This window comes from Streptomyces sp. NBC_01485, from assembly GCF_036227125.1.
Taxonomy (GTDB): Bacteria; Actinomycetota; Actinomycetes; order Streptomycetales; family Streptomycetaceae; genus Streptomyces.
Genome location: NZ_CP109435.1, coordinates 2274921 through 2290405, shown reverse-complemented (window position 1 = coordinate 2290405; position 15485 = coordinate 2274921). Strand labels below are relative to the sequence as shown.

General features: G+C 72.2%; 15 protein-coding genes. 10 read left to right on the top strand and 5 right to left on the bottom strand.

Annotated features, from left to right (window positions below; translation table 11 throughout):
- Positions 1-37: 37 nt before the first annotated feature.
- Positions 38-502 (top strand): hypothetical protein, encoded by a 465-nt coding sequence (locus tag OG352_RS10595; RefSeq protein ID WP_329216261.1) that lies wholly within the window; start codon positions 38-40, stop codon positions 500-502.
- Here OG352_RS10595 and OG352_RS10590 read toward each other — a convergent pair.
- A complete protein-coding gene (locus tag OG352_RS10590) occupies positions 468-1349 on the bottom strand; it encodes a DUF4184 family protein (RefSeq protein WP_329216260.1) in 882 nt (293 codons plus the stop codon). The two genes, OG352_RS10595 and OG352_RS10590, sit on opposite strands and share 35 nt — an antisense overlap.
- Before the next feature lie 351 nt (positions 1350-1700).
- On the opposite strand from OG352_RS10590, the gene OG352_RS10585 reads away from it, so the two are divergent.
- The 3 genes from OG352_RS10585 to OG352_RS10575 all read left to right on the top strand — a co-directional run bounded on the left by OG352_RS10585 (position 1701) and on the right by OG352_RS10575 (position 4785).
- Positions 1701-3464: a lytic transglycosylase domain-containing protein gene (locus OG352_RS10585; protein WP_329216258.1), complete on the top strand. Its 1764-nt coding sequence runs from the start codon at positions 1701-1703 to the stop codon at positions 3462-3464.
- A 133-nt stretch (positions 3465-3597) separates the two neighbouring features.
- Positions 3598-3732, top strand: coding sequence for an SPW_0924 family protein (locus OG352_RS10580; RefSeq protein ID WP_329216256.1), 135 nt, complete (start codon positions 3598-3600; stop codon positions 3730-3732).
- A 57-nt stretch (positions 3733-3789) separates the two neighbouring features.
- Positions 3790-4785: a DUF3068 domain-containing protein gene (locus OG352_RS10575; RefSeq protein WP_329216254.1), complete on the top strand. Its 996-nt coding sequence runs from the start codon at positions 3790-3792 to the stop codon at positions 4783-4785.
- On the opposite strand, the gene hrpB is transcribed toward OG352_RS10575, so the two are convergent.
- Entirely contained in the window at positions 4775-7297 is a 2523-nt protein-coding gene (hrpB, locus tag OG352_RS10570) for an ATP-dependent helicase HrpB (protein ID WP_329223784.1), read from the bottom strand. The genes OG352_RS10575 and hrpB overlap by 11 nt on opposite strands.
- 143 nt (positions 7298-7440) lie before the next feature.
- A complete protein-coding gene (locus OG352_RS10565; protein WP_443072475.1) occupies positions 7441-8265 on the bottom strand; it encodes a class I SAM-dependent methyltransferase in 825 nt (274 codons plus the stop codon).
- Positions 8266-8661: 396 nt separating this feature from the next.
- Here OG352_RS10565 and rpsA point away from each other — a divergent pair, with 396 nt between their 5' ends.
- The 4 genes from rpsA to OG352_RS10545 all read left to right on the top strand — a co-directional run bounded on the left by rpsA (position 8662) and on the right by OG352_RS10545 (position 12493).
- Positions 8662-10170, top strand: a complete 1509-nt coding sequence (gene rpsA, locus OG352_RS10560; RefSeq protein ID WP_329216252.1) for a 30S ribosomal protein S1 — start codon at positions 8662-8664, stop codon at positions 10168-10170.
- 263 nt (positions 10171-10433) lie between these two features.
- Entirely contained in the window at positions 10434-11372 is a 939-nt protein-coding gene (locus OG352_RS10555; protein ID WP_329216251.1) for a PAC2 family protein, read from the top strand.
- Positions 11373-11441: 69 nt separating this feature from the next.
- On the top strand, positions 11442-12062 hold the full coding sequence (gene coaE, locus OG352_RS10550; protein WP_329216250.1) for a dephospho-CoA kinase: 621 nt from the start codon (positions 11442-11444) through the stop codon (positions 12060-12062).
- Positions 12063-12112: 50 nt separating this feature from the next.
- Positions 12113-12493 (top strand): tetratricopeptide repeat protein, encoded by a 381-nt coding sequence (locus OG352_RS10545; RefSeq protein WP_093773458.1) that lies wholly within the window; start codon positions 12113-12115, stop codon positions 12491-12493.
- 29 nt (positions 12494-12522) lie between these two features.
- On the opposite strand, the gene OG352_RS10540 is transcribed toward OG352_RS10545, so the two are convergent.
- The gene (locus tag OG352_RS10540) at positions 12523-12789 is read right to left on the bottom strand and encodes a DUF6343 family protein (protein WP_329223782.1); all 267 of its coding nucleotides are present in this window, start codon (positions 12787-12789) and stop codon (positions 12523-12525) included.
- A 60-nt stretch (positions 12790-12849) separates the two neighbouring features.
- Between OG352_RS10540 and OG352_RS10535 the strand changes: the two genes are divergently transcribed.
- A complete protein-coding gene (locus OG352_RS10535; protein WP_329216248.1) occupies positions 12850-13647 on the top strand; it encodes a uracil-DNA glycosylase in 798 nt (265 codons plus the stop codon).
- Positions 13648-13752: 105 nt separating this feature from the next.
- Positions 13753-14709: a prolyl aminopeptidase gene (gene pip / locus OG352_RS10530; protein WP_329216246.1), complete on the top strand. Its 957-nt coding sequence runs from the start codon at positions 13753-13755 to the stop codon at positions 14707-14709.
- Positions 14710-14727: 18 nt separating this feature from the next.
- On the opposite strand, the gene OG352_RS10525 is transcribed toward pip, so the two are convergent.
- Positions 14728-15429 (bottom strand): GntR family transcriptional regulator, encoded by a 702-nt coding sequence (locus OG352_RS10525; protein ID WP_329216244.1) that lies wholly within the window; start codon positions 15427-15429, stop codon positions 14728-14730.
- Positions 15430-15485: the final 56 nt, after the last annotated feature.

Sequence of the window (15485 nt, the reverse complement as noted above, 5' to 3'; positions counted from 1 at the left end):
CAGGCCTCTGCCCGGCCCCGCCCGCCAGGATGCCGCCATGGGTATACGCATGCACCACCGCCGGACGGCCACCGCACGCGTTCACGCCACGGCGACCGCGCTCACGCAGCTCGCCCCCGGCACGGCTCCCTGGACGCGACCGCGCCCAGCCCTCGCACCCGGCGCCGCCACACCCCGCATCCCGGGAAGCCGCCCTGTCACGGCCCTCCGTACGGCCCTCCGCACGCTCTTCCGTACGGTCGCCGCCCGGCTGGGCCACCTCGTCCCCCGGTTCGTTCTCCGGCTCGTGTTCCGGGGCGACACCTGGCGCCTGTGGACCGAGGCGGTGCGCGGCTACCTGGCCCTCGCCCTCGGCGCCCTCCGCCGGCTCCCCCGACCCCGTATCCGTACCGCCCGCCGTATCCGCGTCCTCCCGGTCGTCCCCGCCCTCCCGGTCGTCCCCGTCTCCGTCGCGAGCGTGACACGCCTCACCGAACGCCCGGACGGCTCCGCTCCCCGCTGACCTCCTCCGGCTGCGGCCGCCCGGCGGACACACCCCGGGCGGCCGGGCGGGCCGGACGCCACAGCCGTACGCCGACGGCGTACAGCAGCAGCCCGAGCACCAGCCCCGCGCCCGCCCCGAAGCACAGCGTCGGGACGAGCTCCCACGGCTTCGCCTCCCGCGCGCCCCAGTAGCCCCACCACCGCGTCGCCCGCCGTACCGCCGCGACCAGCGCACAGCCGCCGATCACGGCACCGGCCCACCACCGGTCCCGTGCCGACAGCGCAGGGACCCCCAGCGGCTCACCGGCGGGCACCCGGCGCAGCGCGTACGCCAGGAACGCGGCGATCACGACCGCGGCCACGGCCGAACCGCCGTACTGCAGATACCAGTACAGCGGTGAGCCGGCGATCCGCTCGCCGAGGACGGGGAACAGCCGCATGCCCCAGCGGTCGAGGTGCGTGAACGCGTCCCACACCACGTGCGTCAGCGCGCCGAGCGCCGCCGAGACGTACCACCACAGGACTACGGACGGCCGTACACGCGCGCGTGGCGCTCCGCAGCGGGTCAGGGCGGCCGTCCGGCCCTGCCGGGTCCGCGGCAGCAGCGCCACCAGCGGCTCGCGCACCAGCAGCCACAGCCCCACCAGCGCCCAGGCGACGAGCACGTCGACCGTGAACACACCGGCGAAGGAGTGGGTGACGTCGCCGAACTCCATGGCCCCGGACAGGACACTCGCCGCGTAATAGGTCATGTCGGGAGCGAACGAACCCGCGACGAGAACGGCCGGCACCAGTGGTCCGCGGCCGGTTCCGTCGGCGCGCACGGCGGGCAGCACGGCCGCGGCGTGACTCAGGGTGAACGGCAACGGGGCTCCCAGGGGCGGATGTTGGCGGGCCGGCCGGCCCGGTGATCGACGACGTCCAGTGTGCCGGGCATGGTTCCCGGCCGAACGGCACGTGACCGGCCCGTGAAAACGGCGCCCGAACGGGTGCCGGTGCAAAAGAAGTTGTCGTAGGGTCGCCTGGGCCACCGTGCCCCGGAAAGCGCTTAGCACAAGGGAACGGAACGACGCAAACCGCCCACGAGTGCAACCTTCGGGGCGGGTTGACCGTCACAACAGTGGCAACGGCAATCAGCGGTAACAGCGACATCAGCGGTAACGGCTGGGTGCAGACGTAGAGACGGGCGTTCGGCGTCCACGGGAGGATTTCACTTCATGTCGGCGCATTTCGGCACGAGACTGCGCAAGGGAGCGGTCAACACGACCGTGGCCGCACTGGCGGTCGCGGCTCTCGCCGCGTCCCAGGCACCGGACGTCACGGCCGACGGCCACGGCAGACAGACCGCCGCCGACACCCCGTCCGCCGACCCAAGCACCGGAACGGGTGACAGCGCCACCGGCAACTCGCCGTACTACACGGACCTGCCGCCGCTGAACAGCCCGAACCCCGCCCCGAGCGCGAGCTCCGCCACCACCCCGGCCGCCACCGGCACCGCCGAGGCCGGCATACCCGCGACCGTCCTGGACGCCTACAAGAAGGCCGAGACGGAACTGGCGCAGTCCAAGCCGGGCTGCAAACTGCCCTGGCAGCTCCTCGCCGCCATCGGCAAGGTCGAGTCGGGCCAGGCCCGCGGCGGCGACGTCAGCGCGGACGGCACGACCGTGTCGCCGATCCTCGGCCCGGTCCTCAACGGCGTGGGCTTCGCCAACATCAGCGACACCGACAACGGCGCCTACGACGGCGACAGCACCCACGACCGCGCCGTCGGCCCCATGCAGTTCATCCCGTCCACCTGGGCCTGGGCGGGCCGCGACGGCAACGCCGACGGCAAGAAGGACCCCAACAACATCTACGACGCCGCGCTCGCCGCCGGCCACTACCTGTGCCGCTACGACTGGGACATGTCGACGACGTCCGGGATGCGCAGCGCGATCCTCAGCTACAACAACTCGACGGACTACCTCAACACCGTCCTGTCGTGGCTGGAGTACTACCGCAAGGGCACGCACGAGGTCGCCGACGGCACCGGTTCCGTCCCGGGCAACCGCAGCGACGACGGCACGAGCACCACGCCCACTACGCCGTCCACCCCGTGGACGCCCGCCACGCCCAGCACCCCTGGCAAGCCTACGAAGCCCACCAAGCCGTCGGTGCCGAGCGTGCCGAGCCCGCCCGACAAGCCGACCCCCCCGAAGCCGGCCCCCACGCCGACCGAGACGGTCGACCACCTCGAGGCCGCGGGCACGGCGAGCGTCACCGCCATGGCGGGCGACACGTACACCGACCGGATCAGCGCCCGCGCGGAGACGGCGGCCGGCAAGTCCGTCGCCAAGGTCAGGATCCGCTTCAGCATCGTCGGCGACACCGACGCCGCCTTCACCGGCGGCGAGACCGTCGCCTTGATCTCCACCGACGCCAAGGGCGTCGCGCTCGCGCCCGCACTCGTGGCGGGCGAGAAGACCGGTGCCTTCACCGTCCGCGCCACGGTCCTCGGCCGCGCGCTCACCCCCCTCGACTACGCGGCCACCGTCACCGCCCGCGCCGCCGACACGCTCGCCCGCACCGGCCAGACCGCGCTGACCTGCACCGTGGGCGGCGAGTTCGCCGACCAGGTCGAGGTGAAGGCCACGTACAAGGGCGCCGTCGCGGACAAGGTCGCGGCCACCGCCACCCTGATCAAGTCGGCCGACGACCCGACCACGAACGACAAGGGCCCCTACTTCAAGGACGCCGCGACCGGCGACCCCGTCCGCACCCTGGCCCTGCAGACGGACGCGAACGGCCTGCTGCAACTGCCCAAGCTGTACGCGGACGCCACCGCCGGCACCTACCTGCTCCGCATCACCACCACGGGCGGCGCGACCCTGACGCTCGAACTGACCGTCACGGCGGCCGCCTCGGACCCCGGCTCCGGCTCCGAGTCCTCGTCGCCGAGCCCCACGCCCGGCGAGTCGGAGTCGGCGACGCCCACCCCGTAACCCTTACGACGACGACCGCGGCGCCCCTTCCTCCCGGAGGGGCGCCGCCGTCGTGTTGTGCGACGTGTTCTCATCTCGCCCGCGCGTTGCTACCGTGCCGCACCTGACGACCTGTCAGCTACGGGAGGCCCGTATGCGTGCCCTGATCGCCGCCGCGACCGGCCTCGCCGTCGCGGTCGCCCTGGTCCTCACGCTCACCGCGCTGGGCGCACCGACCGGCAAGACCTCCCCGAAGCCCCTGCTGACGACGGTTCCCGCACACCCGTGACCGCCCGGTCCGTCCAGTCGGCCCGGTCCGCCCGGTCCGCTCGCGAAGGAGGCCGAGATGCGCCGCAAGGCCGGCCTGATCCTGCTCGCCCTCGCCGTGTTCTGCGCGGCGCTGTCCCCGCTGCTGCGCTGGTACGCCTTCCCGCGCCTGGCCAAGATCCCCGCGAACGAGTACCAGACCATGGTCCTGGAGGCGAAGAACGCCACCCTCCTCGACTACGGCACCATGACCGCCCGCACGGTCCCCAAGGTCACCATCGTGCAGACCCTCAAGGGTGACGTGGCCGCCTCCGAGAAGATCGAGAAGACGGCCGGCCGGGACGTCGTCGTGTGGGACGGCCTGTCCTACGTCCAGGGCCCCGACGGCAAGATGGTCTCCAAGGTCCCCGAGCGCTACATCTTCGACGCCCACACCCAGGAACCCGTGCACGCCACCGGCGAGATGGTCGACGGCGACCCGGTCCGGCGGACGGGCATCGAGTTCAAGTGGCCGTTCCTGACGCAGAAACGGGACTACGAGTACTTCGACGCGCAGACCCGCACCAGCGCCCCCATCCACTACAAGGGCACCCAGAGCTTCCGCGGCCTCAAGGTCTACTACTTCGAGCAGACCGTCCCCTGGACCGAGGTCGCCCTGCCCAGGACGATGCCCGTCGCCGGCATCACCCCCGAGACCGTCGCCAAGACCGGCACCACCCGCTGGTACACCACGGTCCGCAAGTTCTGGGTCGAACCGGTCACCGGAGCGCCCGTCTACGGCGAGGAGATCCACCAGGAGGAACTGCGCGGCGGATCCCTGCTCGGCGGCCGCGCGAAGGTCACCGCGTTCGCCGGGCACGTGAAGATGCGTGAGGACTACATCGAGCACACCCTGTCCGTGGTCGAGTCCAACCGCACCCTGGTCCTGCTCCTGACGTCCTACCTGCCCTGGGGCTTCCTCCTGCTGGGCGCCCTGCTGCTGTCCCTCTCCCTCTACCTGGAGGCCCGCGCCCGCCGCCCGGCACGGCCGGACGCCCCCACCGAACCCGCCCAGCCGCAGCCGGTCAGCGCCTGAGCCGCGCGTTGGTGTACCGGGTCGGCTCGGCGCCGGCCGGGTCCTCGGGCCAGGGGTGCTTCGGATACCGGCCGCGCAACTCCGCCCGTACCCCCTGGTAGCCGTCCTTCCAGAAGGAGGCGAGGTCGGCGGTGACGGCCGCGGGCCGCCCGGCGGGCGAGAGCAGATGCACGAGCAACGGCACCCCCGCCACCCGCGGCGACTCCTGCAACCCGAACATCTCCTGCAACTTCACCGCGAGAACCGGCTGCTGCGGGTCGGCGTAGTCGATCCGGATCCTGGACCCACTCGGGACGGTGATCCGCTCCGGCGCCAGCTCGTCCAGCCGGCCCGCCTCCCCGGAGGGCCAGGGCAACAGCCGCCCCAGCGCCTGCCCGGCATCGATCCGCCCGAGGTCGCTCCGCCGCCGGGCGCGGCTCAGCTCGGGCTCCAGCCACTCGTCCACGCGCGCGTGGAGCGACGCGTCACCGACGTCGGGCCACGGCTCCCCGAGACGCAGCCGCACAAAGGCCAGCCGCTGCCGCAGCCCGCCCGCCTCGGGCGACCACCGCAGCAACCCCAGCCCGTCCCTCTCCAGCCCTTCGAGCAGCGCACCGCGTACGAGGACGGCGTCGGCGTCCCGCAGCGGCCGCACCGCCAGCTCCACGGCCCCCAGCCGCTCGACGCGCCGCGCGACGACGTCCCCGTCGGCCCAGTGCACCTCGTCGCGCTCGTCGCGCAGCACACCGGCGGCGAGCCGGGCGACCTCCTCGTCCACGACCGCCGCGAGCTGCACACGCGCGTGCCCCTTCCCGACGGGCCGGTCGGCGACGGCGACCGCGAGCCAGGGCGCACCGCGCAGCCCGGTGCCCTCCCGGACCTCGGCCCGCGTCCCGGAGACCATGAGGTAGGAACCACCGTCGAGCCTCGCGATCCGCTCGGGGAAGGCGAGGGCGACGACGAGACCCACGAGGCCTTCGCCGTCCACGGCCACCGGCAGGGAGCCACTGGGGGGAGCGTCGGACTTGTCCGTGGAGACGACGGCCCGCAGCCGCCGAACCTCCGCCCGCCACCGCGCGCCGTAGGCGTCACCCCCACGCCGGGCACTGCGCAGAGCGGCGGCCAGATCATCGCCGTACTCCCGCGGAGCCTCCTCGCTGAGCAGCGCGACCACCTCGACGGCCCGCTCCACCCCCACCAGCGCGGCCCCGTCCAGCAATGCCCGCCCCAGCCGGGGGTGCAGCCCCAGCCGAGCCAGCCGCGCCCCCCGTCCCGTGGCCCGACCGGCGGAGTCCACCGCGCCGATCGCCGTCAGCAGCGACCGAGCCGCCGCCATCGCCCCGCCCGGCGGCGGATCCAGCAACGCCAGTCCGGAGGCGTCCGGATCGCCCCAGCAGGCCGCCTGGAGGGCGAACGCGGTCAGGTCGGCCACCTTGATCTCCGGAGCCGGGAACGGCACCAGACGGGCATCCTCCGCCTCCGCCCAGCACCGGTACACCGCACCCGGCGCCTCCCGCCCGGCCCGCCCCGCCCGCTGCCGTCCCGCCGCCTGCGAGGCCCGCACCGTCGCGAGCGCGCTCAGCCCGCGCGCGTGGTCCACCCGCGGCTCCCGGGCCAGCCCCGAGTCGACGACCACCCGCACCCCGGGCACGGTCAGCGAGGACTCCGCCACGGAGGTCGCGAGCACCACCCGGCGCCGCGCGGCGGGCGCCAGCACCGCGTCCTGCACGGCCGCCGGAGCCCGCCCGTGCACCTGGAGCACATCCACCCCGCCCAGTTCCCCGAGCTGCCCCGCGACCCGCGCGATCTCCCCGACACCCGGCAGGAAACACAGCACGTCCCCCGACCGCTCGGCCAGCGCCCGCCGCACCACCGACGCCACATGGGTCAGCAGCACGGGATCCACCCGCATCCCGTGCGGCGGCCGCACGGCACGGGCCGGCGGCGCCCAGACCACCTCGACGTCGAAGGCGGGGCCCCGGGCCTCCACCACCGGCGCCCCGCCCAGCAGCCGCGCCCACCCGGCCGTGTCCGTCGTCGCCGACGCGGCCACCAGCCGCAGCTCGGGCCGCAGCGTCTCGCGCACGTCCCACAGGAAGGCGGCCGAGGTGTCCGCGTCGAGATGCCGCTCATGGCACTCGTCCAGCACCACCACGTCGACGCCCGCCAGCTCCTGGTCGCGCTGGAGACGCTGCAACAGCACACCGGTCGTGACGACCTCCACGCGCGTGCGGCGCCCCACGACCCGCTCCCCGCGCACGGTGTACCCGACGCTCTCCCCGGCCTTCTCGCCCAGCAGCCACGCCATCCGCCGGGCCGCCGCCCGCGCCGCGATCCGCCGCGGCTCCGCCACCACCACCCGCCGCGCGGGCCCCTCGCCCAGCAGCCCGGCCAGCGCGAGCGGCACCAGCGTCGTCTTCCCGGTGCCGGGCGGCGCGGCGAGGACGGCGGCGCCGTGCCCGTCCAGCGCGTCGTTCAGAGCGGGCAGGGCGGCCCGCACGGGCAGCACGTCGAGAGCGTCGTAACGGGGGATCACGCCCCTAGTGTCGTACGCCTCCGAAAACACGCCCCACGCGCGCGTGCGCGAGAACATTCGTGCGCGAGAACTTGAGGAAGCGAGCAGGGGACCAGGGACTGTTCCCTGGTCCCCTGCTCACGTCCTGCCCTGGTCCTGCCCTAGTCCCGCTCGCAGACGAAGACGGCCGTCCCCGGGATGAGGTTCCCGCGCAGCGGGGACCAGCCGCCCCACTCCGAGGAGTTCCAGGCCGGCCACTCCGGCTCGACCAGGTCCACCAGCCGGAAACCGCCCGCCACGATGTCGCGGACCCGGTCGCCGAGCGTCCGGTGGTGCTCCACGTACACCGCGCGGCCCTCGTCGTCCTGCTCGACGTAAGGGGTGCGGTCGAAGTACGAGGAGGACACCGACAGGCCCTCGGGACCCGGCTCGTCCGGGAACGCCCAGCGGATCGGGTGGGTCACCGAGAACACGAAACGGCCGCCCGGGCGCAGCACCCGCCGCACCTCCCTCAGGACCAGCACCGGATCGGCCACGAAGGGCAGCGCCCCGTACGCCGAGCAGGCCAGGTCGAAGGAGCCGTCCGCGAAGGGCAGCGCGCCCGCGTCGGCGCACACCAGGGGGAACGCGCCGCCGATCCGCAGCGCGTGCTGGAGCTGGCGGTGGGAGAGGTCCAGGGCGACCGGACGCGCGCCCTGCGCGGCCAGCCAGCGCGCGCACTGGGCCGCGCCGGCGCCGATCTCCAGGACCGCCTTGCCCTTCAGTTCCTCCGGCGGGCCGAGCAGCTCGGCCTCCACCTCGTCCAGGCCCTCGGGACCCCACACGAAACGGTCGTCGCCGAGGAAGGTGCCGTGCTCGATCTGGTATTCGTCCGCGTTGCGGTCCCACCAGCCCCGGTTGGCCCGGGAACTCTCGGCGACGTCGGCATCACGTCGGGTGGCTTCCGGCCCGAGGGCCGGCTCGTCGGACGATGCGGGCTCTTGGATGATCGGCTCCCTCGTATTAGTCTGCGGCTCTTCCGTCCAACCCGCCCGACGGTGCCACCGAGGTGTCACCGAGGTGTTTCGGAGGGGCTTCCTGCGGCCTTTGCGGCCTCGGGAGAAAGGTTGTGTGCCGGGTATGCGGTGATCCGCCCCGGGTGTGCGCCTTCGCGCATTGACCCTGCCCGGCTGCCCCCGTATGCTACAAGTTGCGCTGCGGGCCTGCGCACCTCAGACCTAGCAGGCTGCGCTCGCATCTGTTGTTTGTCCCCTCGGTTCTCGAGGCGCCACACCATCCTGGTGGGGTGCTTCCTAAGCTGTCCGGCCTTCTTCAGAGCGATAACGGGCTCCCGGCGTAGCAGTACCTACGACTTTCTGTCCGTAACCGGAGCCCTTTCCCACATGACGAGCAGCACCGAGACCACCTCTACCACACCGCAGGTAGCGGTCAACGACATCGGTAACGAGGAAGCTTTCCTCGCCGCGATCGACGCGACCATCAAGTACTTCAACGACGGCGACATCGTCGACGGCGTCATCGTGAAGGTCGACCGGGACGAGGTCCTGCTCGACATCGGTTACAAGACCGAAGGCGTCATCCCGAGCCGCGAGCTCTCCATCAAGCACGACGTCGACCCGAACGACGTCGTCGCCGTGGGCGACGAGATCGAGGCCCTTGTTCTCCAGAAGGAGGACAAGGAAGGCCGTCTCATCCTGTCCAAGAAGCGCGCTCAGTACGAGCGTGCCTGGGGCACGATCGAGAAGATCAAGGAAGAAGACGGCATCGTCACCGGTACCGTCATCGAGGTCGTCAAGGGTGGACTCATCCTCGACATCGGCCTTCGAGGCTTCCTGCCGGCTTCTCTCGTCGAGATGCGCCGTGTCCGCGACCTCCAGCCCTACGTGGGCAAGGAGCTCGAGGCCAAGATCATCGAGCTGGACAAGAACCGCAACAACGTGGTCCTGTCCCGCCGTGCCTGGCTGGAGCAGACCCAGTCCGAGGTCCGCCAGACGTTCCTCACGACCCTCCAGAAGGGTCAGGTCCGCTCCGGCGTGGTCTCCTCGATCGTCAACTTCGGTGCCTTCGTGGACCTGGGTGGCGTCGACGGTCTGGTCCACGTCTCCGAGCTGTCCTGGAAGCACATCGACCACCCCTCCGAGGTCGTCGAGGTCGGCCAGGAGGTCACGGTCGAGGTCCTCGACGTCGACATGGACCGCGAGCGTGTCTCCCTGTCGCTGAAGGCGACCCAGGAAGACCCGTGGCAGCAGTTCGCCCGGACCCACCAGATCGGCCAGGTCGTGCCCGGCAAGGTCACGAAGCTGGTCCCGTTCGGTGCGTTCGTCCGCGTGGACGAGGGCATCGAGGGTCTGGTCCACATCTCCGAGCTGGCCGAGCGCCACGTGGAGATCCCGGAGCAGGTCGTCCAGGTCAACGACGAGATCTTCGTCAAGGTCATCGACATCGACCTCGAGCGCCGCCGCATCAGCCTCTCGCTGAAGCAGGCCAACGAGTCCTTCGGTGCCGACCCGGCCTCGGTCGAGTTCGACCCGACCCTGTACGGCATGGCCGCGTCCTACGACGACCAGGGCAACTACATCTACCCCGAGGGCTTCGACCCCGAGACCAACGACTGGCTCGAGGGCTACGAGACCCAGCGCGAGGCGTGGGAGGGCCAGTACGCCGAGGCGCAGACGCGCTTCGAGCAGCACCAGGCCCAGGTCATCAAGTCCCGCGAGGCCGACGAGGCCGCTGCCGCCGAAGGCGGCGACGCGGCGGGTGCGGCTCCGGCCGCGTCCACTGGTGGCGGCGGCGGTTCGTACTCCTCCGAGGGTGCGGACACCTCCGGTGCCCTGGCTTCGGACGAGGCGCTTGCCGCGCTGCGCGAGAAGCTGGCCGGTGGCCAGAGCTGAACGCTGCCGCTGAGGCTTAGCCGGTAGTTGAGGGCCCGCACCTTTCAGGTGCGGGCCCTCAGTGTTGCCGTTGAGCGGGGGTTGTTGGTCGGGTGCGGGTCGGTGGGGGTTGGTCGCGCAGTTCCCCGCGCCCCTGGGGGAGTTGGACCTGACGTCCCTTAAGAAGGTGCCCTGGTCGGGTTGGGTGATCATGGTTGCCGGAAACGGGAATGCCTGCGGCGTCATGTGCGTTGTGCAGTAGGAACATGAGGGGAGCGGTCCAAGTGCTTGATCCGCAGGGTTTGTACGCATGGGAGCCGAAGGGCCTGGCAGTCGTCGACATGGCGCTGGCGCAGGAGTCGGCCGGACTTGTCATGCTCTACCACTTCGACGGATACATCGACGCGGGCGAGACCGGCGAGCAGATCGTCGACCGGCTCCTCGACTCGCTGCCCCACCAACTCGTCGCCCGCTTCGACCACGACCGGCTCGTGGACTACCGAGCCCGCCGCCCGCTGCTGACGTTCAAGCGCGACCGGTGGGCCGAGTACGAGGAGCCGGCCATCGAGGTGCGGCTCGTGCAGGACACCACCGGCGCGCCCTTCCTGCTGCTGTCCGGCCCCGAGCCGGACGTCGAGTGGGAGCGCTTCGCCGTCGCCGTCAAGCAGATCGTGGAGCGGCTCGGCGTACGCCTGTCGGTGAACTTCCACGGCATCCCCATGGGTGTCCCGCACACCCGCCCCGTCGGCCTCACCCCGCACGGCAACCGCACCGACCTCATGCCGGGCCACCGCAGCCCGTTCGACGAGGCGCAGGTCCCCGGCAGCGCCGAGTCGCTCGTCGAGTACCGCCTCATGGAGGCCGGCCACGACATTCTGGGCGTCGCCGCGCATGTCCCGCACTACATCGCCCGTTCGACGTACCCGGACGCGGCGCTGACCGTCCTGGAGGCGATCACGGCGGCGACCGGTCTGGTCCTGCCGGGCATCGCCCACGCCCTGCGCACGGACGCGCACCGTACGCAGACCGAGATCGAGCGCCAGATCCAGGAGGGCGACGACGAGCTCGTCTCCCTCGTCCAGGGCCTGGAGCACCAGTACGACGCCGCCGCCGGCGCCGAGACCCGCGGCAACATGCTCGCCGAGCCCGTCGACATTCCGTCGGCCGACGAGATCGGGCTGGAATTCGAGCGGTTCCTCGCGGAGCGGGAGGGCGAGGGCTGAGCAGCCCGAAGGCGCGGCCCGCAGGGCCTGCCGGGTGCGTTGTCACCGGCAGGCCCTAAGCTTCCGCTCATGCTGAAGGTGGGCCTGACCGGCGGGATCGGCGCCGGCAAGAGTGAGGTGTCGCGGCTGCTCGTCGAGTGCGGGGCCGTACTCATCGACGCGGACCGCATCGCGCGTGAGGTCGTCGCGCCCGGAACTCCGGGGCTCGCGGCGGTCGTCGACGCCTTCGGCGAGGGCGTGCTCGGCCCGGACGGCAGCCTCGACCGCCCCCGGCTGGGCTCGATCGTCTTCGCCGACCCCGGGAAACTGGCGCTCCTCAACTCGATCGTGCACCCCCTCGTCGGCGCCCGCTCCCGCGACCTGGAGGCGAGCGCCCCCGAGGACGCCGTCGTCGTCCACGACGTCCCCCTCCTCACCGAGAACGGCCTCGCCGCCCTGTACGACGCCGTGGTCGTCGTCGACGCCGCCCCCGACACGCAGCTCGACCGGCTTGTCCGACTGCGCGGCATGACCGAGAAGGACGCACGCGCGCGGATGGCCGCCCAGGCGACGCGCGAGCAGCGCCGGGAGATCGCGGACATCGTGATCGACAACGACGTACCGCTGGCAGAACTGCGACAGCGCGTGCGGGACGTGTGGGACGGCCTCGTGCGCAAGGGGCACGCGGCGCGCGAGACCTCCCCGGAATAGCGGCCCGCGCTCCGTGCGTTGAACCCTCCGAGCAAGGGAAGGATTTTTCCGTGCCCGATACCGCAGGTTCGACCGGACGTACTCCGGAGACACATGTCATCGACTTCCGTGCCGCCGAGCAACTGCTCGCCGCACGGGACCCGCGGGGCGCGGTGAAGCTGCTCGACGGAGTCATCGCCGCGCACCCCGAGAACACCGCCGCCCGGCTGCTGCGCGCGCGTGCCTTCTTCGCCGCCGCGCAACTACGGCCTGCCGAGCTGGAGTTCACCATCGTCCTGGAGCGGGAGCCGGACAACGCGTTCGCGCACTTCGCGCTCGCCCGCACCTACGAGCGGCAGGGCCGCGGCGACCAGGCCAAGCGCCACTTCCGGCTGGCCGCGGCACTGGACCCCAACCCGGAGTACCTGAAGGCGGCCCGCTTCGAGACCTGAGGACGACCCCCGGACGGTGACGGTGCTCGTCAGGGGTGGCGGTGCTCAGCCGGCCGGTACGGCGGTATGTCGCGGCCCGGTTGATAGTGGGGGCCCTGCCGGAGGTGCCTGACGATCATCGTCAGATCGACGGTGACCACCAGCCACAGCACCCCGCACGCCGCCGCCCACCCCGGGCGCCCCACGAGAGCGAACGCGGCCGTCCCGAAGATCGCCCAGGCCAGTCCCCACAGGGACAGCCACAGACGCATCCTCAGCGCACTGCGCGCTGTCGTCGGCTCACTGCCCGTACGCATCCCGATCACCGCTCCTCCTTGCAACGTACTCCTCGGTCCGAGGGAACGTACGGTGGAGAAATGGCCGTCTCCGACGCCCCCTCCGGGTCCGCCCCCGTCGCCGCCCGCGCCGTGGCCCTCGCCGAGCTCGACCGGCGGGTCGCGGGGTGTGGGGTGTGTCCTCGGTTGGTGGACTGGCGTGAGGAGGTGGCCCGTACCAAGCGGGCGGCCTTCGCCGACTGGACGTACTGGGGGCGGCCCGTGCCCGGGTTCGGGCCGCCCGACGCCCGGCTGCTGATCGTGGGGCTCGCCCCGGCCGCGCACGGCGGGAACCGTACGGGCCGTATGTTCACCGGCGACCGTTCCGGGGACGTGCTGTACCAGGCGTTGTACGACGTGGGGCTCGCCTCGCAGCCCACTTCCGTCTCCGCCGAAGACGGGCTGGAGCTGTACGGCGTGCGCGTCACCTCGCCCGTGCACTGCGCGCCGCCCGCCAACAAACCCACCCCCGGGGAGCGGGACGCCTGCCGGCCCTGGCTGGTGCAGGAACTGCGGCTGCTGCGGCCGACGCTGCGCGCGGTCGTCGTGCTCGGCGCGTTCGGCTGGCAGGCCGCGCTGCCCGCGTTCGCCGAGGCGGGCTGGACGGTGCCCCGGCCGCGGCCCGCCTTCGCGCACGGGGCGCGGGTGCGCCTCGCGGGCCCGGACGACGGCCAGGGCCAGGGCCAGGGCCAGGGCCAGGGGCAGGGGCAGGGGCAGGGCGACGGCCACGGCCTTGACGTCTTCGGGTGTTTTCACGTCAGCCAGCGCAACACCTTCACCGGTCGGCTCACCCCCGAGATGCTGCGGGAGGTACTGCGCACGGCTGCGGGGATGGCGTGAGTCGAGTCATCGGCAGCGGCAGCGGCAGCGGCAGTGGCAGCGGCAGTGGCCACAGAGGCAGGAAGTCGTGTGACGGCGGCGGCGTGTGGATCGTACGGTGCCCCGATGGGCCTGTATCCGGAGATCGAACCGTACGACCACGGCATGCTCGACGTCGGGGACGGCAATCGCGTGTACTGGGAGACCTGCGGGAACCCGCGGGGCAAGCCCGCGCTGGTGTTGCACGGGGGGCCGGGCTCCGGGAGCACGCCGTACTTCCGGCGGCTGTTCGACCCCGCCGCGTACCGGATCGTGCTGCTCGACCAGCGCGGATGCGGGCGCTCCACCCCGCATGCGAGTGCGTACGGCACCGACATGAGCGTCAACACGACGGCGCGGCTGCTGGCCGATCTGGAGCTGCTGCGGCGGCGGTTGGGGATCGGGAGGTGGCTGGTGTGGGGCGTGTCGTGGGGGTCGGTGCTGGGGTTGCGGTACGCGCAGACGCATCCCGGGGCGGTGAGCGAGCTGGTGCTGACCGGGGTCGCGACGGGGTCCGACGCCGAAGTGGAGCTGTTGACCCGGGGGTTGGGGAAGGTGTTCCCGGAGGCGTTCGAGCGGTTTCTGGCCGGGTTGCCGGAGGGCGAGGCGCGGGACGGCAACCTGGCGGCCGCGTACAACAGGCTGCTCGAGTCGCCCGATCCCGGGGTGCGGAAGCGGGCGGCGCGGGCGTGGACCGACTGGGAGACGGCGATGATCCCGGCGCCGCCGCGGTCCGTCCAGCGGTTCGAGGACCCGGTGTTCCGGATGGGCTTCGCCCGCACCGTCACCCACTACTGGGGCAACGGCCACTTCCTGGACGGGGAGGGCGCGGTGTTGTGCGACGCGCACCTCCTCAAGGGCGTCCCCGGCACCCTCGTGCAGGGCAGCCTCGACTTCGGCAACCTTCTCGGCACCGTCTGGCGGCTCCAGCACGCCTGGCCTGACTGCGAGTTGGTGGTCGTGGACGAGGCCGGGCACGATGCGGGGGCACCGGGTGTGAGGGAGGCGCTGGTCGCGGCCACCGACGGGTACGCCCGGCGCTGACACGGCGCTGAAACCGGTCTAGGCGGACGGCTGTGCGGACGGCTGTGCGGACGGTGACTCGGACGAGAATTCTGACGGGGACTCGAAAAGGTGCCGCACCGTGGAGCGGTAGTTGGCCTGTACGTGGCTCAGGGCGTGGGCGCGGGCGCGTTCGGGGTCGCCGGAGGCGATGGCGTCGTAGAGGTCCTGGTGTTCGGTGAGGAGTTGGGGCCATTCCTCGTTGCGCCGGGTGAGCCATTGCAGGCGGCCGCCGACCGGTTCCATGACGGAGATCAGCAGGGTGTTGCCGGCCATGGCGAGAAGGCGGTCGTGGAAGCGGGTGTTGACGGCGGTGATCGCCTCGGCGTCCCCGGCCTCGGTGGCGCTCGCCGCGCTCGCCAGCAGTTCCCGCAGTTCCGCGAGGTCCTCCGGGGTCGCGCGGGCGGCGGCCAGTCCGGCCGCGTACACCTCCAACGCCTCACGCAGCTCGAAGAGTTCCTGCACGTCCGTGGGGCTCAGTCGCCGGACGACCGTACGGCGGGGGGTCTCGAACAGGACGAAGCCCTCTGCGACCAGGGCCCGGATGGCCTCCCGGACCGGCACCCTGGAGACGCCGAACCGATCGGCCAGCTCGCGTTCGACGAGCCGGTCGCCGGGACGCAGCCGGCCCGAGATGATCTCCTGCCGCAGGGTCCCCAGGACGCGCTCGCGCACCGCTCCGATCGGTTCGATCTTCGTCATGGGGTCATCTTCGCCGATGCGAGGGGGCTTTTACGGAGCTGTAACGGGACGGACAT

Bases quoted from the DNA above. Each gene is read 5' to 3' on its own strand.
- OG352_RS10595 (WP_329216261.1), top strand. From the start codon at position 38: ATGGGTATACGCATGCACCACCGCCGGACGGCCACCGCACGCGTTCAC.
- OG352_RS10585 (WP_329216258.1), top strand. From the start codon at position 1,701: ATGTCGGCGCATTTCGGCACGAGACTGCGCAAGGGAGCGGTCAACACG.
- OG352_RS10580 (WP_329216256.1), top strand. From the start codon at position 3,598: ATGCGTGCCCTGATCGCCGCCGCGACCGGCCTCGCCGTCGCGGTCGCC.
- OG352_RS10575 (WP_329216254.1), top strand. From the start codon at position 3,790: ATGCGCCGCAAGGCCGGCCTGATCCTGCTCGCCCTCGCCGTGTTCTGC.
- rpsA (WP_329216252.1), top strand. From the start codon at position 8,662: ATGACGAGCAGCACCGAGACCACCTCTACCACACCGCAGGTAGCGGTC.
- coaE (WP_329216250.1), top strand. From the start codon at position 11,442: ATGCTGAAGGTGGGCCTGACCGGCGGGATCGGCGCCGGCAAGAGTGAG.
- OG352_RS10540 (WP_329223782.1), bottom strand. From the start codon at position 12,789: ATGCGTACGGGCAGTGAGCCGACGACAGCGCGCAGTGCGCTGAGGATG.
- OG352_RS10535 (WP_329216248.1), top strand. From the start codon at position 12,850: ATGGCCGTCTCCGACGCCCCCTCCGGGTCCGCCCCCGTCGCCGCCCGC.
- pip (WP_329216246.1), top strand. From the start codon at position 13,753: ATGGGCCTGTATCCGGAGATCGAACCGTACGACCACGGCATGCTCGAC.
- OG352_RS10525 (WP_329216244.1), bottom strand. From the start codon at position 15,429: ATGACGAAGATCGAACCGATCGGAGCGGTGCGCGAGCGCGTCCTGGGG.